The following is a 21,957-nucleotide window of genomic DNA, read 5'->3' as shown; positions in this document are numbered from 1 at the left end:
AAGGGACTGACCGTGATCGACCGTGCAGAATCAAAAATCATAACAAAACCCCCAGGGACCAACGGATATGGTCCCTGGGGGTTTTGTTGTTTTCGGATTTCGGTCTACAGGACTTCCCGCAGTTTTTCTACAAAGGTAACATTTTCTTCCATGGTTCCAATGGAAACCCGGATAAAGTTTCCGTAAATCGGACGGATGATAACCCCTCTTTTTTGCAGTTCCACAAAAATTTCCTGGGCGTCCTTTTTCACATCCACAAAAATGTGGTTGGTTTCCGAAGGGGCAAACTCCAGATTCAGTTCTTGGAAAATCTTATAAAGGTAGCGCTTTCCCTCTTCATTGACATCGTAGCTTCTTTGAAGAAATTCGTCGTCCTTCAAGGCGGCGATGGCTCCTACTTGGGCCAGGGTATTCACATTAAAGGGTCCGCGGATTCGATTGATATGGTCAATAATTTCCTCCGAGGCCAGGGTATAGCCAACTCGAAGGGCGGCCAAGCCGTAGGCTTTGGAAAAGGTGCGCATAATGATTAAATTCGGATACTTCGGTAAGTATTCCAGAGCATTCTTTGGATAATCCTCCCGGGTTACATATTCCCGGTAAGCCTCGTCGTAAACCACAACGATGTCTTGAGGAACGCTTTGCAAGAAGTCATCCAGGACGTCTTTGGTAAACATGGTGCCCGTAGGGTTGTTGGGATTGCATAACCAAATCAGACGGGTTTTATCCGTGATTTTCTCTTTCATCCCCTCCAGGTCGTAGGCGTGGTTTTTAAGAGGAACCACCACGGGGACCCCGCCCATCATTTTGCAGGTACTGATATAACGAGGGAAGGTGATATCCGCCATAATGACTTCGTCCCCTTCTTGAATAAAGGTCTTGGAGATCTGATCCACCATTTCATCGGAACCGCTGCTGGGCAGTATCTGGGTGGTTTTGATATTGAATTTTTCAGCAATGGTTTCCTTAAGGTCCGTAGTATTGCCGTCGGGATAGATGTTTAAGTGGCTCAGCGCATCTTGGATGGCCTGTTTGGATTTCTCGGAACAGCCCAGGGGATTTTCGTTAGAGGCAAGCTTAATTACCCGATCCAAGCCGTATTCCCGTTTTACATTTTCCATGGGTTTACCCGGCTTATAAGCCTGTAAATCTTTAATTTGTGGACGAAATTCTATGGTCATAAAACAACCTCCTTGTGATTTTTGTTGAAACGTTCAAAATCTATTATAACATATCTGAAAAAAATTGGCCCCGGAAATAAAAAAAATCTAAATTTTTGGCCAAAAAAAAGAGGGATTCGATGAAAGATATAGAATAGTATATTAAGTCAAAAAATTCTAACCTAAACTGGAGGGAAGTATATGAGAGTTTATAACGGGAAAGAAATCAGAAATGTTGCGGTACTGGGTCACGGTGGAAGCGGAAAGACTACCTTAACGGAAGCCGCCCTGTACAGTGCGAAGGCAAAAAATCGAATCGGAAATGTGGATGATGGGAATACAACTTCGGATTTTGATAAAGAAGAAATCGATCGAAAAACTTCCATCAGCACTTCGTTAATCCCCATAGAATGGAAGGACCATAAAGTTAATTTTCTGGATACCCCGGGATACTTTGATTTTATCGGAGAGGTGCAAAGCGCAAGAAAGTTTGCGGGAAGTCTTCTGATTATGGTGGATGCCACAGGAGGCATTGAAGTTGGAACGGAAAGCGCCTGGGATTATGCCATGGATAAAGACCGACCGACCTTTATTTTTATAAACAAAATGGATAAGGAAAATGCGGATTTTCCCAAGGTATTGGCGGAGCTACGGGAAAAGTTCGGTAAAAAAGTGGCACCCTTTCAGATTCCCCTGGGAGAAAACGATAGTTTTATCGGGAATGTGAACGTAGTAAAGATGATTGCCAGAGAATATACGGGCACGGATTGTATAGAAAAAGAAATTCCCCAGGAGAAGTTGGGGGAAGCGGAGTCCATGAGAGAGATGTTAATCGAGTCTGTGGCGGAAAGTGATGAAGAATTACTGGAAAAGTATTTTGAAGGGGAGGAATTTACCGAGGAGGAGATTCAAAAAGGACTTCGAAGCGGCGTGATTTCCGGGGATATCGTTCCCGTTATTTGCGGTTCCACGGTGAAGAACATCGGAATTCATACCCTGTTGGATATGTTAGTGGACTACTCCCCCTCAGCGGAGGATATGCCTCCGAAAGAAGGGATCAACCCTCAAAGCGAAGAAGAAGTGGTACGGGGTTTTGAACCGGAAGAGCCCTTTTCCGCCCAGGTATTCAAAACCATTGTGGATCCCTATTTGGGGAAAATCACGATTTTCAAAGTGTTTTCCGGTTCCCTGAAGTCTGATACGGAAGTGCTGAACGCCAATAAGGACCAAAAAGAAAAAATGGGAACGCCCTTTTTACTTCGGGGAAAGGAACAGTCCGAGGTAACGGAGGTAAGAGCCGGAGATATCGCCGCGGTTTCCAAACTGCAGTATACCAATACGGGGGATACGCTTTGCAGCATCGACCACCCCGTGGTATTCAGCCCCATCGAATTTGATGAACCCCAACTGACCTTGGCCATCAAACCGAAAGCCCGGGGGGATGAGGAAAAAATCAGCACCGGTCTTCAAAAGCTCTTCGAAGAGGATCCCTCCTTTAGATTCGAACGGAATAAGGAAACCAAGCAAACCCTGATACGGGGACAGGGGGAACTGCATATTAAAATAATTTGCAATAAGCTTAAGAACAAATTCGGTGTGGACCTGGATTTAGAAGATGCGAAAGTTCCCTACCGGGAAACCATCAAAGGCAAATCCGATGTTCAAGGGAAGCATAAAAAACAATCCGGAGGCCACGGGCAATACGGAGACGTGAGAATGACCTTTGAACCTTCGGCGGAACCCTTTGAGTTTGTGGAAAAAATCGTCGGCGGTTCCGTGCCGAAGGCCTATATCCCGGCAGTGGAAAAAGGGCTTCTTGAGAGTATGGAAAAAGGAGTTTTAGCGGGACAACCGGTAACCAAAATTAAAGCGACCCTATACGATGGATCCTACCATGACGTGGATTCTTCGGAGATGGCATTTAAAGTGGCGGCTTCCATTGCCTTTAAGAAGGGAATGGAACAGGCCAATCCTGTGTTATTGGAACCGATTGTAAAAGTGGAGATCCAGGTACCGGAGGATTATATGGGGGATGTTATGGGAGACTTGAATAAACGAAGAGGAAAAATCAACGGCATGATGCCTCAGGATAACGGAAAGCAGATGGTCACGGCGGAAGTACCCCAGTCGGAAATGTTTAAATACGCCATTGACCTTCGTTCCATGACCCAGGCAAGAGGAACCTTCGATATGGAATTCTTAAGATACGATGAAGTTCCCTCAAGCTTAAGCAAGAAAATTATAGAATCCCTAATCGAGGAGAATGAACAGGATTAATTAAAGGTAAGAAGACCGCACCAAGAAAACGTCACCAAGAAAGTATTAGAGCCTATCAATTGTGGTGGGCTCTTTTTTCTGGAAAGACGGCCCCGCCGGGGGGATTATAAATGCTTTCTAAACCCCCTGTTTGAAGTTTGGTATAATGGATAATTATCAACCAGGAAAGAGCTTTTTAAAAAAAGTCTCATAAACATATTATACAAGGAGGGCTAGTATGATATGCTAGGAATATCATGATGGAAAAACTATTATGATCCCCAGTTTGGGGCAAGACCCCTGACGTGGGGCATACAAAATATATGGAAAGTGAACCTCCCACGACTAAAGTCTTAGGCTTCTAAAAGTCTTGGTTCACCAGACTTAGTGATTAGAAATAGTCCCTACGATTGTTAGGTTATGATACCCTCGGTTGACGCATCAGACCGTTGCTCTATCGTATATATTTAAGTAGAAGTTAAGGGAACGCTTCGGTGATATATACGTAAAAAGCCTAGTGATCATTGTCGAGATGAAGTCGGATTCCTTGTGTGGTAACAGTACAAGGATACGCATTACCTACAGTTATGTAGAGGATTTACCTGTTAAGGAGGTTACATTATGGTTTATGTTATTAATCAAGAAAAACAACCGCTTATGCCTTGCCATAATGTAATCGCCCGGTTGTTACTAAAACAAGGCAAAGCAAAAGTCAAGTCAAAAACACCCTTTACCATCCAATTGTTATACAACACAAGCTCTTATATTCAAGACATTACCCTTGGTATGGATACCGGTAGTTCTAAGGTGGGTGTCGCTGCCGTTACTGAAAAATCCAAAGTGGTCTATGTATCAGAAATAACACTTCGAAATGATATTTCGGAAAAACTGACAAGACGGGGCAAGTATTGACGAACCCGACGCAGCAGAAAAACGAGATACCGTAAGCCCCGTTGGAGGAATCGGAAAAACAGCATTAAAAAACACCGTTTTTCCCCAACCATGACCAGTAAGTTTCATGCGCATATGAAAGAAATTCATTTTGTTCAGTCCATATTACCGATTAGTAACATGGTGTTAGAAACCGCCAACTTTGATTCTCATGCGCTGAAAAACCCGGAGGTATTAAAGAATAAGTTATTATACCAACGCGGAGTGAACTATGGTTATGCCAATGCCAAGGCCTATGTTTTGCATAGAGATAACCATACCTGTCAATACTGTAGTGGTAAGTCTAGGAATCAACGATTAGAAGTGCATCATATTGTATTTAGAAAAAACGGTGGCGCTGATGAACCGGAAAATTTACTTACCTTATGTAAAAGCTGTCATGACAAGGTTCATTTACACCTTATACAAATAATGTTATCCGGAAAACAGAAAGGCGATCTAAAACATGCTACACAAATGAACAGTATGAGAATGCAATTATTAAAAAGAATTCCGGAGGCAAGGGAAACTTTTGGATTTATAACCAAAGAGCACAGACAGTTGTTAGGATTACCAAAAGAACACTATATGGATGCTGTCGTTATTGCCAGTCAAGGGAAGAACGTTGAAGTCAGTATAGAAAAGGTATTGTTAAAAAAACAAGTAAGCAGTGGCGATTATCAGCAAACCAAAGGGATTCGAAGCCAACAATCAATTCCTACAGGTAAGATCCAAGGTTTTAGAAAATTTGACAAAGTATCTTACTTAGGAAAAACGTATTTTATTAAAGGAAGAATGACTTCCGGTTATGCTATTTTAATGGACATTCACGCAACAAAGATAGATTTTAGTACAGCACCAAAGGGTTATAAGACTCCAAAGTTAAAAAACTGCAAGAGAATTACTGCAAGAAGTAATGCAATGATTGATTCAAAACCAATTCAAGACCGATTCAATTCATCTCACGACTAAAGTCACGAGTATTCTTGAATCCATTATAAAATATCCGAGAAGGTGCTGGAAAATGAGGTGCAAGCCGGGAATCATTTCATCCTGAAGGAAGTAGAGGGTGAATTGGTACTGGAACAAAAGAAACAGACATAGGAGCGATTATATGGCAAAAGCGAAAACGAAATTCTGTTGTACCGAGTGCGGTTACGAAAGTCCTAAGTGGATGGGCCGGTGCCCCGGCTGTCAACAGTGGAACACCTTCGAGGAAGAACGGGTGGCCTCGAAGAAGGAAACCAAGCGGTCCGCTACCACGGGGCCCAGTAAGAAACCCCAAAGCATTACAAAAATCACCTCCGGGGAGTATTCCCGCTACGACACAAAAATAGAAGAGCTTAACCGGGTGCTTGGAGGAGGAATAGTGAAGGGCTCCCTGTGTCTGATCTCCGGGGAACCGGGGATCGGAAAATCCACATTGATTCTTCAGTGTAGCAGCAATATGGCAAAGGCCTATGGAAAAGTCCTCTATGTATCCGGTGAGGAATCCGAGGAGCAGATCAAAATGCGGGCGGAACGTTTAGGAGCCATGGAAGAGGATTTACTGATCGTATCGGAGACCAATATCGGGGTGGTGGAGGAATACGTGAGCACCTACGAACCGAAATTTTTGATAGTGGACTCCATTCAAACCCTCTACCGGGAGGATTTAACTTCGGCCCCCGGCAGCGTATCCCAGGTGAAGGAGTGCGTTAATAACCTGATGCGCATTGCAAAGACCACCAACATTCCCATCTTTATTGTGGCTCATGTAACAAAACAGGGGGAGCTGGCGGGGCCCCGGGTCCTAGAGCATATGGTGGATGCGGTGCTTCACTTTGAAGGGGAACGAACCATGGAATTTCGAATCCTTCGGGCGCTGAAAAACCGCTTCGGAACCACCAGTGAAATCGGGGTTTTCGAAATGCGAGAGGAAGGGCTGATTGAAATCTTCAACCCTTCAGAGCTTTTTCTGGAAACCCTGAATGAAAAAAATGAAGGGGCGATTGTGGTGTCCACTGTGGAGGGGACCCGGCCCTTACTTGTGGAAATTCAAGCCCTGGTGACGGAAAACAACATCGGCTTCGCCCGGCGAACCGCCGTAGGCATTGATCATAATCGGCTGAATTTAATTATCGCGGTTTTGGAAAAGAAACTGAATATCCCCCTGGGGAATTACGATGTTTATGTGAATGTGGTAGGGGGGCTGAAGCTCGAAGGGACCTCCTATGATTTAGGGGTGGCCCTGAGTATTTACAGTAGCGTGAAAGGTCTGGAGCTGCCCTCAAGAAAAGTCATGGCCATCGGAGAGCTCAGCCTAACCGGAGAAATCCGACCGGTGGCTAATGCAGAGAAGATGATTAAGGAAGGGATGAAAATGGGTTTTGAGTCGGTGATGATTTCCAACCGCAACAAAAAGAAACTGAATATGGGCTCGAAAAACCTTCTGGGAGTGGATACCTTGCGGCAGGCGGTGCAGGATATTATTCGTTGATTCATCCATTTGCTGAAGCATCCTAAAGAAACACAGGAGGCATAAAAACAAGAAAAGATAAAAAACAAAAAGACAAATAAGAGGCAAAAAAAAACCAAGCCGGAGGAAGAATCCTCCGGCTTGGTTTACGGGAGCGCCTCCCGGATTTTTTACAGCGGTTCCGCTTTCATAGCGGTCCCTGTTTTACAGCAGTCCGTACTTTCCGAGAAGTTTCAGTTGTTTGTAATAATCCTCCGTCATTTTTTCCGTGTCAAAATCGAAGGTGTTGCATAGGGCAAAGAGATAGAATAAATTCGTTGAAATTTCCTGTTTGATCTTCTCTTCACAGGTGGTGCAAAGTTCTCCCTCGACGTGGTCCGACATGTGGGATTTGAGTTTTGAAAAAGTGATGTCATCGGGAACTTCCGGTTTTTCCGCACAGATTTTTATACAACCGCAACTGGTACTGGCCTTGGCCACTGCACGGTTTACCCTTGCGCTGCTTTCCTGGACTTTGCTTAAAATATCAAGAATGCTTTTATGGCGAATTAAGACTTCATCCACTAAGGCTTGGAATTCACCTAACGAAAAATTTTTGTCCATAATTTCAACCCCTCGGATTTGTTTAGTAATCTTTAGCTATATTATACTTTTTCAAAGAACCGGTTGTCAATGGAAATAGGGGATTATTTAGAGGGATTCCTGAAGGATAGGGCAAAAGTGCATCTTTGAAAGGAATATTGACAGAAAAAAAAGCCTATGATAAAATATGTGGTTTGTTTGACTGATTAAGTGGTATGGGGTATAATTTAAAGGAGAGCAAATAGAGAATCTGGAGGAAATTATATGTATACTATTGGTGATAAAGTGGTTTATCCTGTTCATGGAGCAGGGGTTATTGAAGCGATTGAAGAAAAGGAAATCCTGGGAGAGTTAAGACGATACTATATTATGAAAATGCCTCTGGATGATATGAAGGTCATGATTCCCCTGGATGGCATGGATCAGATCGGAATTCGTGAAATCATTAATCAACGGGAAGTGGAGTTGGTTTTTGCGGTTTTATCCGCTCAAATCACAGAAATGTCTGCAAACTGGAATAAAAGATACCGGGCGAATATGGATCGAATAAAGACCGGGGATGTTTTCGAAGTGGCGGAAGTGGTGAGGAACTTAACCCTGAAAGACCGGGAGAAAGCCCTGTCCACCGGGGAACGAAAAATCATGCAAAATGCTAAACAAGTTCTGTTAAGTGAACTGATTTTAGCCACGGGAAGAAGCAAGGAGGACTTATTAACAGAAATAGAAGTTCTGATTGAGTGAAGTTCTGATTGAGTGAAGTTCTGATTGGGTAAAATGGCCTTTGGAACAGCTGATTTTTCCGTTTAAAGCTAGGGGTAAAGGGTATAAAAAGGGTTGCAACGGCAATGGGCCTACATTAAAAATTTAACATAAAAACTACAAAAAACAGGAGGTGAAGGAATGGTTAACAAAATTGTAAGGTGGATTTTTGCCTTGCTGGGGGGAGTATCCGGAGCATTGCTTTTTCATAATGGCGCACAGTTTTATGAGGGTATCGCAAATAATTTTTGGTATATGGTTCTGGGCTACTCTGTGTCATTATTGTTCGGCGGACTTATATTTTTCTTAGTTTCTCCATTAATCATTAAATTCGGCAGAGGTGTGGCAAATTGGATAGAACAGGAACTCTCAAAGGTCCCCACCTCGGACATTATTTTCGGATCCATCGGGCTTTTAATCGGACTTATCCTGGCGTATATCATCAGCAGATTGTTGGGAAATATCCCCTTTCCATTTATCGGTACGATTCTATCAATACTAGTGGCGATCTTTTTAGGATATCTCGGCGTAAGCCTGGCCACCAAACGAGGTCAGGATATTTCATTGTTGAATACCTTTCCGGGCTTCGGCACGGAGAAGGATTGTGAAAAAGAGATTGAAAAAATTAAGAATGACAGTTCCCGGCCCTGTCCCAAAATTTTAGATACCAGTGTAATTATTGACGGACGGATTGCAGACATTTGTAAAACCGAGTTTTTAGAAGGGCCCCTGATTATTCCCGAGTTTGTGCTGGAGGAACTGCGCCATGTGGCGGACTCCTCAGCAGCCTTAAAACGAAACCGGGGAAGACGGGGGTTGGATGTGTTAAACATCATCCAAAAAGAACTGGATATTGAAGTGAATATTCTAGACCATGGCTTTGAACAGGCCTATGAAGAAAATTTAGAGGTGGATGTTAAACTGTTAAAACTGGCCCAACAACTGGGAGGCAAAGTCATCACCAATGACTACAACCTGAACAAAGTCGCGGAGTTTCAAGGCGTTCCCGTACTTAACATTAATGAGCTGGCAAATGCGGTAAAACCCGTGGTGCTTCCCGGGGAAGAAATGGAAGTGGAAGTGATTAAAGACGGTAAGGAATCCGGTCAGGGACTGGCTTATCTAGACGATGGAACCATGATCGTAGTGGAAAGCGGCCGAAAACACATCGGAAACACCATAGAGGTCTTAGTCACCAGTGTACTGCAAACCGCAGCGGGAAGAATGATTTTTGCCAAACCGAAGAAAATGGAAGGAAAATCCGCATAAGCATAGCTTACAAAGGGGGGCTTTAGCAAATAAGGCTCCCCTTTTCCCGAATCATCAATCGACGGAAACAGGAGGTGGAAACCTTGGGAAATAAAGAAGAGAATCAAAGCCAAGGGGTCAGCGCAATTGTGGTGGCCGGGGGAAAGGGAAAAAGAATGGAAAGAACCTATAATAAGCAGTACATCGATTTAATGGGGATCCCTATATTGGCCCACACCCTGGGGCATTTTGAAAATTATTCAAAAATCGATGAAATCGTGCTTGTGGTGGGAAAGGGGGAAGTGGAGTTTTCAAGAGAGCGGATTGTGGAAAAATTCAACTTCACCAAGATCAAAAGCATTGTGGAGGGGGGAGAGGAGCGGTACCATTCGGTGTATAACGGTATTAAAGCCGTATCCGAAGCCTCGGATATGGTGGTGATCCATGATGGGGCCCGGCCCTTTGTAACCGACGGGATCCTGGAGGAAAGCATTCAAGCCGCAAAGATCCATGGCTGCTCCATTGTAGGGATGCCGGTTAAGGACACCATTAAAGTCATCGATGAGGAGGGTTTTGTGAAGGATACGCCGAAAAGGGAAAACCTATGGCTTGTTCAGACGCCTCAAACCTTTAAAAAAGAGGTGATCCTCCAAGCCCATAAAAAAAGAGCGGCAGAAAACCTTTCGGTGACCGACGATGCCATGCTGGTGGAAGCTCTGGGAATTAAAGTGAAAATGGTCCGGGGAAACTATGAGAATATGAAAATCACCACACCGGAGGATTTGGAAATCGGTGAGGGCATCATAAAAAGAAGGAAAATAAACCCCCTGTTTCTGTAAGGCTTTTGTTTTAGGGGGAAATCTTTTATAATTAAAAAATAATAAGAATCCGTGAAAAGAAAGGAGGTTAACCTATGAGAGTGGGAATGGGATATGACGTACATAAATTTCAGCAAGGACGGCCCTTGATTCTTGGGGGGATTGCAATTCCCTATGAAAAAGGTTTGATGGGGCATTCCGATGCCGACGTTTTATTGCATGCCATAAAGGATGCCCTGCTGGGCGCCGCCGCATTAGGGGATATCGGAAAACATTTTCCCGATACCGACCCGGCCTATAAAGGGGCCGACAGCATGGAACTGTTAGTTCATGTAGGGAAATTATTAAACCGGGAGGGTTATCAAGTGAATAATATTGACGGAACCCTCATCGCGGAAAAGCCGAAAATGGCTCCCTATATTCCGGAGATGGTCCGGAGCATTGCAAAGGCCCTGGCCATTTCCGAGGGGCAAATCAATATCAAAGCCACAACCACGGAAGGCCTGGGCTTTGAAGGAAGGAAAGAAGGGATTGCCTCCATGGCAATTGCCAGCATCGAAAATATTCAATCATCCTCTTAACCGGAAACTTGACTGACAGAGCCTAATGGGATAAAATGAGTTTTAATGCATTATACAGCGCTCATCTCTATAGGTTAGGGATGGGTTTTTTTACTCAGTAGAGGAATAAAAAAATGGAGCGTGAAAAAATGGGAAAAAAGAAAAAAGAATTTGTAGAAGAAATCACTCCGATGGAGCAGGATTTTGCAAAGTGGTATACCGACGTTATTAAGAAAACCGATTTAGTGGATTATTCCCCGGTAAAAGGTTTTATGGCAATTAAGCCCTATGGATTTGCCATTTGGGAAAATCTGCAGGCCTATGTGGACAAAAGATTCAAAGATACGGGGCATAAAAACTGTTATTTCCCCTTATTGATTCCCGAAAGCTTATTAAAGAAGGAAGCGGAGCATGTGGAAGGTTTTGCTCCGGAAGTGGCCTGGGTAACCCACGGAGGGGATGAAGAATTAGCAGAACGACTGGCGATTCGACCGACGTCGGAGACGATCATCTGCGAAATGTATTCCCGGTGGCTAAACTCCTATCGGGATCTTCCTTTCCTATATAACCAGTGGTGCAATGTGGTACGGTGGGAAAAATCCACCCGGCCTTTCCTAAGAACCTCGGAATTTTTATGGCAGGAAGGTCATACCCTGCACGAAACCGAAGAAGAAGCCCAGGAAGAAACCCTGCAAATGCTCAATATTTATAAAGAAACGGCGGAGGAACTGCTGGCCATGCCGGTGATTGTAGGTATCAAAAGCGAAAAAGAGAAGTTCGCCGGAGCCCACGCCACCTATACCATGGAAGCCCTAATGCATGACGGAAAAGCCCTGCAGGCCGGGACTTCCCATAATTTAGCTCAGCACTTTACCAAGGCCTTTGACATCAGCTACTTAAGCCGGGAAGGCAAACAAGCCTATCCTTATCATACCTCTTGGGGAATTTCCACAAGACTGATCGGAGGCATTATCATGGTCCATGGAGATAACCGGGGACTGGTTCTCCCTCCGGGGGTGGCACCGACCCAAGTGGCGATTGTACCGATTGCCACTCATAAAGAAGGCGTGCTGGATAAAGCCTCGGAGATCTTTGAACAATTGAAGGATCTTGCCCGGGTGGAGCTTGACGATCGGGAAAACTATTCCCCCGGCTGGAAGTTTAACGAATGGGAAATGAAAGGGGCCCCCCTACGGATCGAAATCGGCCCCCGGGACATTGAGAATAAACAAGTGATGGTTGTCCGCCGGGATACCCTGGAGAAAACGCCGGTACCCATAGGGGAACTGGAGGCCCGGATTCCGGAACTCTTAAAGGAAATCAACACCAATTTATTTGAAAAGGCTAAAAAAATGCGGGATGAAAATACTTTCTATGCCAAGAGTCTAGAGGAATTAAAGGAAATTATGGATACCACCCAGGGTTTTGTTAAGGCCAACTGGTGCGTAGATCCCCAGTGTGAAGAGACGATCAAAAAAGAAACCGGGGCCACCATGCGGTGCATCCCCTTTGAACAGGAAGACCTAGGCGGCGACTGCCCCTTCTGCGGAAAAGAAGGAAAGTCTGTAACCTATTTTGCCAAGGCCTATTAATAGTAAAAGGAAGACCCTAGAAGCGATAAAGGAGGAATATCAATGTCGGTAAGAGTAAGGTTTGCTCCCAGTCCAACGGGATTTGTGCATATCGGAAGTCTTAGAACCGCCTTATACAATTATTTATTTGCCAAGGGAAAGGGCGGAAAATACATCCTTCGTATTGAGGATACGGATCGGGCCCGTTATGTGGAAGGCGCCATTGAAGGCATGGTTGAATCCATGAACTGGGCAGGAGTCAATCATGATGAAGGCTTTCAACTGGAAAACGGGCAATTAATGGAAGAGGGAGAATTCGGTCCCTATATGCAGTCCAGAAGATTGGAAATTTATCAAAAACATATTAAGCAGCTGCTTCATCAGGGAGATGCTTATCCTTGTTTCTGTTCCATGGAAAGAATCGATCGAATAAGGGAAGAACAAAAGGCCCGGGGGGAAACGCCGAAATACGACGGCCATTGTAAGGGGCTTTCCCAAGAGGAAGTAAACGAGAAAATAGAAAACAATGAAGAGCATGTGATCCGGTTAAAGCTTCCGGAAAAGGAGGAAATTGTGTTTGAGGACATGGTGCGGGGAAAAATGTCCTTTCATACCGATGACATCGATGACCAGGTGCTTATTAAATCCGACGGATTCCCCACCTATCATTTCGCCGTGGTGGTGGATGACTATTTAATGGGGATCACTCATATTATTCGAGGGGAAGAATGGGTAACCTCCACACCGAAACATATTCATTTATACAAATCCTTTGGTTGGGATGTTCCTAAATATGTGCACCTGCCCAATATTTTGAATAAGGACAAGAAAAAGCTCAGCAAGCGGCAAGGGGACGTAGCCGTGGAGGACTTTAAAAAGAAGGGCTATCTACCCGAGGCCCTGGTGAATTACATTGCCTTGATCGGCTGGAGTCCCGAGGATAACCAGGAGATTTTTACCATGGAGGAACTGCAGGAGAAGTTTGACTTAAAACGGGTATCCAAAAGCGGCGGGGTCTTCGATGTGGAAAAACTCAACTGGATGAACAATCATTACATTAAAGAGGCGGATAACCACCGTCTGGCGAAACTGGCCATTCCTTATCTGGAAGAAGCGGGATACTTAAAGTCCGGACAGGGTGAGGCGGAAATCCATTGGGTAAAAGATCTGATGGAAGTCCTTAAAGAGTATCTGGATTATATGGCCCAGGTACCTGAAAAAGCGGAGATGTTCTTTAAAGAGGAAATAGAAATCACCCCTGAGGGTAGGGAAATCCTGGGGGATGATCATATCGAGCAGCTGTTGGAGGCCTTTTATGAAAAGGTGAAAATGGCGGAGGTTATTGACGAAGCCTTCGGCAAGCAGGTATTTAAGGATCTTAAAAAAGAAGTGGGGGCCAAGGGGCCGAAACTTTTCAAACCTGCAAGAGTGGCGGTTACCGGCGAGACCCAGGGGCCTGATCTTACCTTGGTCATGAAGGTTTTGGGACGGGAAAAGCTCTTAAAGCGAATCGAATTCGTACAGACACAATTAAAAAAGTAAAGGACTTAGGGTCGATACTTAAAGTTCTCTTGCGACACCGAAGGATCAAAGGAGGTTTGGCTTAATGAAACTGTATAATACGCTGACAAAGGAAAAGGAAGATTTTCAGCCCCTGGTCCCCGGGGAAATAAGGATGTATGCTTGCGGCCCCACGGTCTATGATTTATTTCATATAGGGAATGCACGAACCTTTATGGTCTTTGATGCCATGCGAAGGTATTTTCAGTACCGGGGATACAAGGTGCACTTTGTGCAAAATTTCACGGATATCGACGACAAAATTATTAATAAGGCCAAGGACCAGGGCGTAACTTCCGAGGCGATCAGTGAGAAGTTTATTAAAGAGTACTTCAAAGATGCGGACAGCTTGGGAATTGAAAGGGCGGATGTTCACCCCAAGGTAACGGAGAACATTCCCGAAATCATTGAAATTATCCGTACCCTCCAGGAGAAGGGCTATGCCTATGAAATCCAGGGGGACGTTTATTTTGATGTTACCGGTTATAAAGATTACGGAAGGCTGTCAAAGCAAAACCTGGAGGACCTGCAGCAGGGTTCCAGGGTAGAGGTGGATGAGCGGAAAAAAAGTCCCCTGGATTTTGTGCTGTGGAAATCCTCAAAGGAAGGGGAGCCCAGCTGGGAAAGCCCCTGGGGAAAAGGCCGGCCGGGATGGCACATCGAATGCTCCGCCATGGCGAAGAAGTATTTAGGAGAAACCATTGACATCCACGGAGGGGGAGGAGACCTGGTGTTTCCCCATCATGAAAATGAAGTGGCTCAAAGTGAGGCCGCCACAGGAAAAACCTTTGCAAATTATTGGATTCATGTAGGGTATCTCAATGTAAATAATGAAAAAATGTCCAAATCCCTGGGGAATTTCTTTACGGTCCGGGATATTCGAAGGGAGTTTGACCTGGAGGTCCTGCGGTTCTTCATGCTCTCCGCCCATTACCGAAACCCGTTGAATTTCAGTAAGGAATTATTGATTTCCGCTAAAAGTGGTTTGGAACGGCTATACCATAGCAAGGAGAATCTGGAGCGACTGCTGGAAAGCGGGGGAAGCCCGGGATCTTCCGAAGAGGAAAAAGAGCTGGTAAAGCGACTGGAGGAATATGAAGAAAGATTTATCCGAAAGATGGATGACGACTTTAACACTGCCGACGGGATTTCCGTTATCTTTGACCTGGTAAAGGACCTGAATACCCATATCGGGGAAGGCACCTCCGGGGAGACGGTTTCCCGAGGCCTGGAACTGTTAAAGCGATTAACCGGTGTGCTGGGACTCTTAGAGCAGGAAGAGGAAGTCCTGGAAGAGGAGATTGAAGCCTTAATTGAGCAGCGACAGGAAGCCAGAAAAAACAAAGATTATGAACTGGCGGATGAAATTCGGGATCGCCTTCAGGGGTTAGGCATCGAGTTGAAAGACACCCCTCAAGGGGTGCAGTGGCGAAGGAAGTCTTAAGGATCGGTTGATCAATCCATAAGAAAACACCGCTTCTTTGTAGGGGATTTAGGGCTACGGAGAAGTTGTGTTTTTCTTATTTTTGCAATATAATATGGGAAAGGAAAGGTAGGAGATCTATGGAGGAATTCTTAGAAAAATTCAAAGAAAGCAAGACAACCATCGATGTAAAACAAACCTCGCCCCTGGCCCTGGCCTATGTGGGGGATGCGGTTTACGAAGTGTATATCCGAAAGGTCCTGATCGAAAATCCGGATTTATCCGTGGATAAGCTGCATAAAAGGGCGGTGAAATACGTACGGGCGAAAGCCCAGGCGGATATTGTGCTGGCCCTGGAACCGGAACTGACCGAAGAGGAATGGGTGATTGTTAAAAAGGGAAGGAACCAAAAATCCAAAACCGTGCCGAAGAATTCGGATATCGGGGACTACCGATATGCCACCGGGTTTGAAGCCTTGATCGGCTTTCTCTTCTGCCAGGAGCGGCATGAGCGTTTAATGGAAGTCATGAAAAGAGCGGTGGAAATAATTCTAGAGGAGGAAAAATGATGCAGAGTCGATTAAGTGTTCATTTGATTACCCATACCCCGGACCCGGAAAAGGTGATTGCCGGGGCTGCAAAGCTTTGTTATTCCCCGAAGGGGATCGAAGGAACCATGGAACAGTCCGATGAGGAGAAAAACCAGAAGTTTGTAAAGATGCTGGTAGGCATGGGGCATGAATCTCCTCTGGAGCATATTTCCTTTACCTTCGGGATTGAGGGCGTTTCCAGAAGTCTAACCCATCAGCTGGTGCGCCACCGCATCGGGGCCAGCTACTCCCAAAAAAGTCAGCGCTATGTGGAGGAGAAGGATTTTGCCTACATCATCCCACCGGAAATTGATAAAAGGCCAAAGGCGAAGGAAAAATACCTAAAAGCCATGGAGAAAAGCGGAGAGTATTACGAAGCGATCACCGAGGAACTGTTTAGAGATTACACCGCACTCTATAGGGAAAAGGGAGAAACGGAAAAAAATGCGGAGAAAATGGCCAAGAAAAAAGCCATCGAAGATGCCCGGTTCGTTCTGCCCAACGCCTGCGAGACTAAAATTATCGTTACCATGAACGCCAGGGCCCTGCTCCACTTTTTCAATCACCGTTGCTGCAACCGGGCCCAATGGGAAATTCGGGAACTTGCGGTGGAAATGCTGGCACAGGTAAAGAAGATCGCCCCTACGGTATTTGGCAAGGGGGGACCGAAATGTCTGGAAAATCCCTGCCCTGAAGGCTCCATGACCTGCGGGGAAATCACCGAGGTTCGGGAGCGGTTTGCTAAGCTATAAATCCGAGGAACCAGGGCTTTCGGTGGCTTTTTGCCACAAGAAAATCAGGAAGTGTTTAAGAAGTGTTTAAAATAAAGATACTGGGAAATGAAGAGGTGTAAATATGAAAAATAATAAAAAAAGCAGGAAAAATGCCCCGATGAATAAAGGCAAGAAGTTTGGCAGTGGGAAAAGCAAGCCCCCGGAAAAGAACCCCCGGGATATGGGCAAGGGAAAAGCCTTCGAAAAAAGGCCTCGTAAAGAATCAGAGCCGGAACCGGGGACGGAGGAGTCCACAAATCAAATCGAAGGAAGAAATCCGGTGATCGAGGCTCTGAAGTCGGAGCATCCCATCAACAAAATCCTGATCGATTCCGGAGATAAAAAAGGATCCGTTGTAAAAATTGTAGGCATGGCGAAGGAAAAAGGAGTGATGGTGAAGTATGTGGACCGGAAAAAGCTCGATGAAATTTCGGCAACCCGAAACCATCAAGGGGTGATTGCGGAAATTGCCGCTTATGAAACCGTGGAGTTGGAAGACTTACTGGAAAAGACCAAGGGAAAAGAACCTTTTTTCTTAATTCTCGATGAGATTATGGATCCCCATAACCTGGGTTCCATGGTGCGAACCGCCAATGCCGCCGGCGTGGACGGAATTATTATTCCCAAAAGAAGATCCGTAGGCCTGACGGTAAGTGTGGCAAAGGTAGCCCAGGGCGCCCTGGAACACGTGCCCGTGGCCAAGGTACCGAATATTGCCCAAACCATGGACCGCTTAAAAGAGCAGGGACTGTGGATAGCAGGTGCGGATATGAAGGGGGAACAGCTCCATTATGAAGCGAACCTGTTAGGTCCCATCGCCCTGGTTATCGGAGGGGAAGGGAAAGGGCTTTCAGAATTGACGAAGAAAAAATGCGACTTTTTAGTGAAACTCCCCATGGAAGGGGCGATTTCCTCCCTGAACGCCTCGGTGGCGGGAGCGGTTTTAATGTATGAAGTGGTGCGGCAGCGAAAAACAAAAGAGGCTTAAGGGTGTGTGGCGCTTGAAAGAGTATTTGATTTTAGACGGATACAATGTAATTAATGGATGGCCTGAAATCCGGAAGATTGCCGAGATTAACTTAGATGAGGCCAGAAGAGCCTTGATTGATCTGATGGCGGAGTATAAAAGCTTTAAGGGGATCGAAATCATCATTGTTTTTGATGCCTACCTGGTAAAGGGGACAAAAAAGTTAAAGGAACGACTGAAGGGCGTGGAAGTGGTTTATACAAAGGAGCGGGAAACCGCTGACAGTTATATTGAACGATTGGCCACGGAACTGGGGGAGCGGAATTACGTTTCCGTGGTCACCAATGACTGGGCCCAGCAGCAAATTGTGCTGGGAAGCGGCGGGGCCCGGGTTACTGTACGGGAGCTGGTATTGGACTTCAATGCCGCTAAAGGGAAGATTCACCGGAAAAGTGAGAAACTGGGAAGAATCAATTCCAACTCCATTTCGAAAAATATCGACGGGGAAATTCTTAGAAAGCTTGAAAAATTCAGAAAAGAATAGACGAAGTCCTTGACTTTGTGCATTTTACTAGGTTATAATTAAGGCATAGTTTTTGCAACGCTTACAAAAGGGGTGGGAGCGATGTCTATGGAAACAGGGGCTGCAAAGAGCAGTAAAGAAGCCGTATTGGAAAAAAAACAGGACTTGATTGACGAAGAGATTGTAATAAGCGCAAGGGCCGGAGAAATTGAGGCCGTTGAATACCTGATGAATAAGTACAAGAATTTTGTAAAGTCGAAAGCCCGGTCCTATTTTTTAGTCGGGGCGGACAAAGAGGATATTGTTCAAGAAGGAATGATCGGTCTCTATAAGGCTATCCGAGATTATCGATCGGATAAATTATCCTCCTTTCGAGCCTTTGCAGAATTATGTATTACCCGACAGATCATAACGGCGATTAAAACCGCAACGAGGCAAAAACACATTCCGTTGAACTCCTATGTGTCTTTAAACAAGCCCATCTATGATGAAGAGTCGGATCGAACATTACTGGACGTGATATCGGAGCAGGCTACCATAAACCCGGAAGACCTGATCATCGGCCGGGAGGAAATGGGTTTTATCGAAGGAAAACTGGGGGATGTTCTCAGTGAGCTGGAGTGGGAAGTGTTAACTGCCTATCTCGAAGGACAGTCTTATCAAGAGATGGCCCTGGAGTTGAATCGTCACATCAAATCCGTGGACAATGCCCTCCAAAGAGTCAAGCGAAAACTTGAAAATTACTTGGAGGAGCATGATAAAGAGATGGCAAATAAATAAGGATAAAGTGTTGACAACCAGGTTTGAAGCATAGTAAAATTGTTATCAAGTGATTAGGGAATACATAAATTATGAAATCTCTAAAACCGAATTGAGGAGGAAGAACAATGTCAAAAGCAAAATTTGAAAGAAATAAACCCCATGTAAACATTGGGACCATCGGTCACGTAGACCACGGAAAGACAACCTTAACCGCGGCGGTAACCATAACCATGCATAAGCGAAACGGTACCGGAGCTGCGGTAGACTTTGACAAGATTGACAAAGCACCGGAGGAAAAGGAAAGAGGTATTACGATCTCTACCGCCCACGTAGAGTACGAAACCGCAAACCGACACTATGCTCACGTAGACTGCCCGGGACACGCGGACTATGTAAAGAACATGATCACGGGAGCCGCACAAATGGACGGAGCGATCTTAGTCGTATCCGCAGCCGACGGTCCAATGCCTCAAACCCGAGAGCATATTCTTTTATCCCGACAGGTAGGCGTACCTTACATCGTAGTATTCATGAACAAGTGTGACATGGTAGACGATGAAGAGTTACTAGAGCTTGTGGAAATGGAAATTCGGGATCTCCTTAGCGAGTACGACTTCCCCGGAGACGACATTCCAATCATTCAAGGATCTGCACTAAAAGCCTTAGAAGATCCGGACAGCGAATGGGGAGACAAAATCGTCGAACTGCTTGATGCTGTAGACGAATACATCCCTGCACCGGAAAGAGACTTAGACAAAGACTTCTCCATGCCTGTAGAGGACGTATTCTCTATTACCGGACGAGGAACCGTAGCTACCGGACGGGTAGAACGGGGATCTGTAAAGGTACAGGACGAAGTAGAGTTGGTAGGACTTTCCGACCAGAAGCGAAAGCTTGTAGTAACGGGAGTGGAAATGTTTAGAAAGTTACTAGACTACGCAGAAGCGGGAGACAACGTAGGACTGTTACTACGGGGAATCCAACGAGACGAAATCGAAAGAGGACAAGTACTGGCGAAGCCGGGAACCATTGATCCTCATACGAAGTTTAAAGGGGAAGTATACGTACTGAAAAAAGAAGAGGGTGGACGACATAAGCCTTTCTTTGACGGATACCGACCACAGTTCTTCTTCAGAACCACCGACGTTACCGGTTCCATCAGCCTAGGAGAAGGAACGGAAATGGTAATGCCCGGAGACAACGTAACCATGGAAATCGAGCTGATCAGCCCGATTGCAATGGAAGAAGGTCTACGATTTGCGATTCGAGAAGGTGGACGAACCGTAGGCGCCGGTGTTGTAGCTCAAATTATAGAATAACACGGTACAAAATATCGAAAAAAATACTGTAAATAATGCTGTCCAACAACTTAACTAATAGCCATTTGGGGACTAGGAAAGCCTAGTCCCCAAAGTTTACGGAGATAATTTTTGTTGACAGCACAATAGAAATATGGTAGATTTTATTAGGTGAGCTTTAATGAGACTGGTTTGCCCATTAGATATACATTAAACATCTGCCGGTGGCGGTGTTTTTAGCTAGGAGGTGGAGAAGGTGCGAGTAAATGTTACCTTAGCGTGTGAAGAGTGTAAGCGAAGAAACTATATAACATCAAAAAACAAGAAAAATGACCCTGATCGAATAGAGTTGAAAAAATACTGTAAATTCGACAAGCATCATACTGTTCACAAAGAAACAAAATAATTCAGGTTTCGAATTTGTTTAAAAAAGGATGTGACAAGTCATGAGTGCTCAACAAGCAAGTACCACTACAAAACGAGCAAGTCTTGGGAAGTTTTTAAAAAGTGCTAAAGCGGAACTGAAAAAGGTAAACTGGCCTAACAAGCAAGAGTTAAAAACTCATACAACGGTTGTTATTTTTGTTTGTGCAGCAGCAGCGTTTGTTATTTGGATTTTAGATTCAGTGTTCGGTTTAGGATTAAGCCTAATTATTTAATGCCAGACTATAATAAAGGAGGCGAGAGAGGACTATTGCTATAAAATAGCTCCTTCATATATATGTCCCAAGAAGAAGCAAGATGGTATGTGGTCCATACCTTTTCCGGTCATGAAAAAAAGGTTCAGGCCAATATTGAAAAATTAGTGGAAAACCGAGGTATGGAAGATGTAATACAGGAAGTAAAAGTCCCCATGGAAGAGATCGTGGAGATCAAAAACGGCAAGAAGAAAATCAAGGAATCCAAACTCTATCCTGGTTATGTAATTGTAAAAATGATTGTAACCGATGAGTCCTGGTATCTGGTTCGAAACACCCGAGGGGTAACAGGCTTTGTAGGCCCGAGCTCCAAGCCGATCCCACTGACGGACCATGAGGTTCGAACCATGGGAATTGAACATGTGGTAGTAGAGGCTCCTTTTAAAAAAGGAGATTCTGTTAAAGTAACATCTGGGCCTTTTCAAGACTTTATTGGTACTATTGAAGAGATCAACATTGAGAAAGGGACTTTTAAAGTGCTAATCTCCATGTTTGGTAGAGAAACTCCGGTAGAACTAAGTTTTGATCAAGTAACAGATATTTAAGACAAGTATTTAAAGGAGGTGTAATCATGGCGAAAAAAGTTATTGGACAAATTAAGTTACAAATAGAAGCAGCGAAAGCGACTCCGGCACCACCGGTAGGCCCTGCTCTTGGACAACATGGTATTAATATTATGGGGTTCTGTAAAGAATTTAATGCAAAGACTGCGGATGATGCAGGACTTGTAATACCGGTAATCATCACGGTATATCAGGACCGATCTTTCTCTTTCATCACCAAAACTCCACCGGCGGCGGTTTTAATCAAGAAAGCGATTGGACTGAAGTCCGGTTCCGGTGAACCGAACAAAGCAAAGGTCGGTAAAATCACAAAGGCTCAAATTAAAGAGATCGCAGAATTAAAGCAACCGGATCTGAATGCTGCTACAGTGGAAACTGCAATGAGTATGGTTGAAGGTACAGCAAGAAGTATGGGTGTGGAAGTAGAAGGCTAGAGTAGAAGGTTAGTGAGGAAAAGA

General features: G+C 44.8%; 21 protein-coding genes and 1 pseudogene. 20 read left to right on the top strand and 2 right to left on the bottom strand.

The window, feature by feature from the left end:
• Window positions 1–104: 104 nt before the first annotated feature.
• Complete coding sequence (gene hisC, locus ISALK_RS11230; protein WP_160722304.1) at window positions 105–1,181, bottom strand: histidinol-phosphate transaminase; 1,077 nt, start codon at window positions 1,179–1,181, stop codon at window positions 105–107.
• A gap of 180 nt (window positions 1,182–1,361) precedes the next feature.
• Here hisC and fusA point away from each other — a divergent pair, with 180 nt between their 5' ends.
• From fusA to radA, 3 genes and pseudogenes are all read left to right on the top strand, one after another.
• Entirely contained in the window at window positions 1,362–3,437 is a 2,076-nt protein-coding gene (gene fusA / locus ISALK_RS11225) for an elongation factor G (RefSeq protein ID WP_160722302.1), read from the top strand.
• Between the two features lie 600 nt (window positions 3,438–4,037).
• Window positions 4,038–5,318: pseudogene (gene iscB / locus ISALK_RS11220) on the top strand (RNA-guided endonuclease IscB).
• A 142-nt stretch (window positions 5,319–5,460) separates the two neighbouring features.
• On the top strand, window positions 5,461–6,825 hold the full coding sequence (gene radA / locus ISALK_RS11215; protein ID WP_160722300.1) for a DNA repair protein RadA: 1,365 nt from the start codon (window positions 5,461–5,463) through the stop codon (window positions 6,823–6,825).
• A gap of 183 nt (window positions 6,826–7,008) precedes the next feature.
• On the opposite strand, the gene ISALK_RS11210 is transcribed toward radA, so the two are convergent.
• Window positions 7,009–7,407, bottom strand: a complete 399-nt coding sequence (locus ISALK_RS11210; RefSeq protein ID WP_160722298.1) for a DUF1573 domain-containing protein — start codon at window positions 7,405–7,407, stop codon at window positions 7,009–7,011.
• A 243-nt stretch (window positions 7,408–7,650) separates the two neighbouring features.
• Here ISALK_RS11210 and ISALK_RS11205 point away from each other — a divergent pair, with 243 nt between their 5' ends.
• From ISALK_RS11205 to rplK, 17 genes are all read left to right on the top strand, one after another.
• Entirely contained in the window at window positions 7,651–8,127 is a 477-nt protein-coding gene (locus ISALK_RS11205) for a CarD family transcriptional regulator (protein ID WP_160722296.1), read from the top strand.
• Window positions 8,128–8,286: 159 nt separating this feature from the next.
• Entirely contained in the window at window positions 8,287–9,414 is a 1,128-nt protein-coding gene (locus ISALK_RS11200) for a PIN/TRAM domain-containing protein (protein WP_160722294.1), read from the top strand.
• A gap of 83 nt (window positions 9,415–9,497) precedes the next feature.
• Window positions 9,498–10,232 carry a 2-C-methyl-D-erythritol 4-phosphate cytidylyltransferase gene (ispD, locus tag ISALK_RS11195; RefSeq protein ID WP_236660361.1) on the top strand — a complete coding sequence of 245 codons (735 nt, stop codon included), beginning with the start codon at window positions 9,498–9,500 and terminating at the stop codon, window positions 10,230–10,232.
• A gap of 74 nt (window positions 10,233–10,306) precedes the next feature.
• The gene (gene ispF / locus ISALK_RS11190) at window positions 10,307–10,792 is read left to right on the top strand and encodes a 2-C-methyl-D-erythritol 2,4-cyclodiphosphate synthase (protein WP_160722292.1); all 486 of its coding nucleotides are present in this window, start codon (window positions 10,307–10,309) and stop codon (window positions 10,790–10,792) included.
• A 128-nt stretch (window positions 10,793–10,920) separates the two neighbouring features.
• The gene (gene proS / locus ISALK_RS11185; protein ID WP_160722328.1) at window positions 10,921–12,363 is read left to right on the top strand and encodes a proline--tRNA ligase; all 1,443 of its coding nucleotides are present in this window, start codon (window positions 10,921–10,923) and stop codon (window positions 12,361–12,363) included.
• Between the two features lie 42 nt (window positions 12,364–12,405).
• The gene (gene gltX / locus ISALK_RS11180; protein WP_160722290.1) at window positions 12,406–13,884 is read left to right on the top strand and encodes a glutamate--tRNA ligase; all 1,479 of its coding nucleotides are present in this window, start codon (window positions 12,406–12,408) and stop codon (window positions 13,882–13,884) included.
• A 64-nt stretch (window positions 13,885–13,948) separates the two neighbouring features.
• Window positions 13,949–15,346 carry a cysteine--tRNA ligase gene (cysS, locus tag ISALK_RS11175; RefSeq protein WP_160722288.1) on the top strand — a complete coding sequence of 466 codons (1,398 nt, stop codon included), beginning with the start codon at window positions 13,949–13,951 and terminating at the stop codon, window positions 15,344–15,346.
• Between the two features lie 119 nt (window positions 15,347–15,465).
• Window positions 15,466–15,894 carry a Mini-ribonuclease 3 gene (locus ISALK_RS11170; RefSeq protein WP_160722286.1) on the top strand — a complete coding sequence of 143 codons (429 nt, stop codon included), beginning with the start codon at window positions 15,466–15,468 and terminating at the stop codon, window positions 15,892–15,894.
• The gene (gene thyX, locus ISALK_RS11165; RefSeq protein WP_160722284.1) at window positions 15,894–16,667 is read left to right on the top strand and encodes an FAD-dependent thymidylate synthase; all 774 of its coding nucleotides are present in this window, start codon (window positions 15,894–15,896) and stop codon (window positions 16,665–16,667) included. Before ISALK_RS11170 ends, thyX begins: the two co-directional genes overlap by 1 nt.
• Before the next feature lie 103 nt (window positions 16,668–16,770).
• Window positions 16,771–17,676, top strand: a complete 906-nt coding sequence (rlmB, locus tag ISALK_RS11160) for a 23S rRNA (guanosine(2251)-2'-O)-methyltransferase RlmB (RefSeq protein ID WP_236660360.1) — start codon at window positions 16,771–16,773, stop codon at window positions 17,674–17,676.
• 13 nt (window positions 17,677–17,689) lie between these two features.
• Entirely contained in the window at window positions 17,690–18,199 is a 510-nt protein-coding gene (locus ISALK_RS11155; protein ID WP_160722282.1) for an NYN domain-containing protein, read from the top strand.
• Window positions 18,200–18,286: 87 nt separating this feature from the next.
• Entirely contained in the window at window positions 18,287–18,958 is a 672-nt protein-coding gene (sigH, locus tag ISALK_RS11150) for an RNA polymerase sporulation sigma factor SigH (RefSeq protein ID WP_160722324.1), read from the top strand.
• Window positions 18,959–19,065: 107 nt separating this feature from the next.
• Window positions 19,066–20,259: an elongation factor Tu gene (gene tuf, locus ISALK_RS11145; protein ID WP_160722254.1), complete on the top strand. Its 1,194-nt coding sequence runs from the start codon at window positions 19,066–19,068 to the stop codon at window positions 20,257–20,259.
• Window positions 20,260–20,494: 235 nt separating this feature from the next.
• Entirely contained in the window at window positions 20,495–20,644 is a 150-nt protein-coding gene (rpmG, locus tag ISALK_RS11140) for a 50S ribosomal protein L33 (protein ID WP_160722280.1), read from the top strand.
• A gap of 40 nt (window positions 20,645–20,684) precedes the next feature.
• Window positions 20,685–20,897, top strand: coding sequence for a preprotein translocase subunit SecE (secE, locus tag ISALK_RS11135; protein ID WP_160722278.1), 213 nt, complete (start codon window positions 20,685–20,687; stop codon window positions 20,895–20,897).
• Window positions 20,898–20,959: 62 nt separating this feature from the next.
• Complete coding sequence (gene nusG / locus ISALK_RS11130; RefSeq protein ID WP_160722276.1) at window positions 20,960–21,481, top strand: transcription termination/antitermination protein NusG; 522 nt, start codon at window positions 20,960–20,962, stop codon at window positions 21,479–21,481.
• A 26-nt stretch (window positions 21,482–21,507) separates the two neighbouring features.
• Window positions 21,508–21,933: a 50S ribosomal protein L11 gene (rplK, locus tag ISALK_RS11125; RefSeq protein WP_160722274.1), complete on the top strand. Its 426-nt coding sequence runs from the start codon at window positions 21,508–21,510 to the stop codon at window positions 21,931–21,933.
• Window positions 21,934–21,957 lie beyond the last annotated feature (24 nt).

This window comes from Isachenkonia alkalipeptolytica, assembly GCF_009910325.1.
GTDB lineage: Bacteria > Bacillota > Clostridia > Peptostreptococcales > T1SED10-28 > Isachenkonia > Isachenkonia alkalipeptolytica.
The sequence above is the reverse complement of the archived record's forward strand: the minus strand, read 5'-3'. Positions and strand labels throughout refer to the sequence as shown.

Bases quoted from the DNA above. Each gene is read 5' to 3' on its own strand.
- nusG (WP_160722276.1), top strand. From the start codon at position 20,960: ATGTCCCAAGAAGAAGCAAGATGGTATGTGGTCCATACCTTTTCCGGT.
- hisC (WP_160722304.1), bottom strand. From the start codon at position 1,181: ATGACCATAGAATTTCGTCCACAAATTAAAGATTTACAGGCTTATAAG.
- ISALK_RS11200 (WP_160722294.1), top strand. From the start codon at position 8,287: ATGGTTAACAAAATTGTAAGGTGGATTTTTGCCTTGCTGGGGGGAGTA.
- ISALK_RS11210 (WP_160722298.1), bottom strand. From the start codon at position 7,407: ATGGACAAAAATTTTTCGTTAGGTGAATTCCAAGCCTTAGTGGATGAA.
- rlmB (WP_236660360.1), top strand. From the start codon at position 16,771: ATGAAAAATAATAAAAAAAGCAGGAAAAATGCCCCGATGAATAAAGGC.
- fusA (WP_160722302.1), top strand. From the start codon at position 1,362: ATGAGAGTTTATAACGGGAAAGAAATCAGAAATGTTGCGGTACTGGGT.
- rplK (WP_160722274.1), top strand. From the start codon at position 21,508: ATGGCGAAAAAAGTTATTGGACAAATTAAGTTACAAATAGAAGCAGCG.
- thyX (WP_160722284.1), top strand. From the start codon at position 15,894: ATGCAGAGTCGATTAAGTGTTCATTTGATTACCCATACCCCGGACCCG.
- sigH (WP_160722324.1), top strand. From the start codon at position 18,287: ATGGAAACAGGGGCTGCAAAGAGCAGTAAAGAAGCCGTATTGGAAAAA.
- ISALK_RS11205 (WP_160722296.1), top strand. From the start codon at position 7,651: ATGTATACTATTGGTGATAAAGTGGTTTATCCTGTTCATGGAGCAGGG.
- ispF (WP_160722292.1), top strand. From the start codon at position 10,307: ATGAGAGTGGGAATGGGATATGACGTACATAAATTTCAGCAAGGACGG.
- secE (WP_160722278.1), top strand. From the start codon at position 20,685: ATGAGTGCTCAACAAGCAAGTACCACTACAAAACGAGCAAGTCTTGGG.
- gltX (WP_160722290.1), top strand. From the start codon at position 12,406: ATGTCGGTAAGAGTAAGGTTTGCTCCCAGTCCAACGGGATTTGTGCAT.
- proS (WP_160722328.1), top strand. From the start codon at position 10,921: ATGGGAAAAAAGAAAAAAGAATTTGTAGAAGAAATCACTCCGATGGAG.
- radA (WP_160722300.1), top strand. From the start codon at position 5,461: ATGGCAAAAGCGAAAACGAAATTCTGTTGTACCGAGTGCGGTTACGAA.
- cysS (WP_160722288.1), top strand. From the start codon at position 13,949: ATGAAACTGTATAATACGCTGACAAAGGAAAAGGAAGATTTTCAGCCC.
- tuf (WP_160722254.1), top strand. From the start codon at position 19,066: ATGTCAAAAGCAAAATTTGAAAGAAATAAACCCCATGTAAACATTGGG.
- ISALK_RS11170 (WP_160722286.1), top strand. From the start codon at position 15,466: ATGGAGGAATTCTTAGAAAAATTCAAAGAAAGCAAGACAACCATCGAT.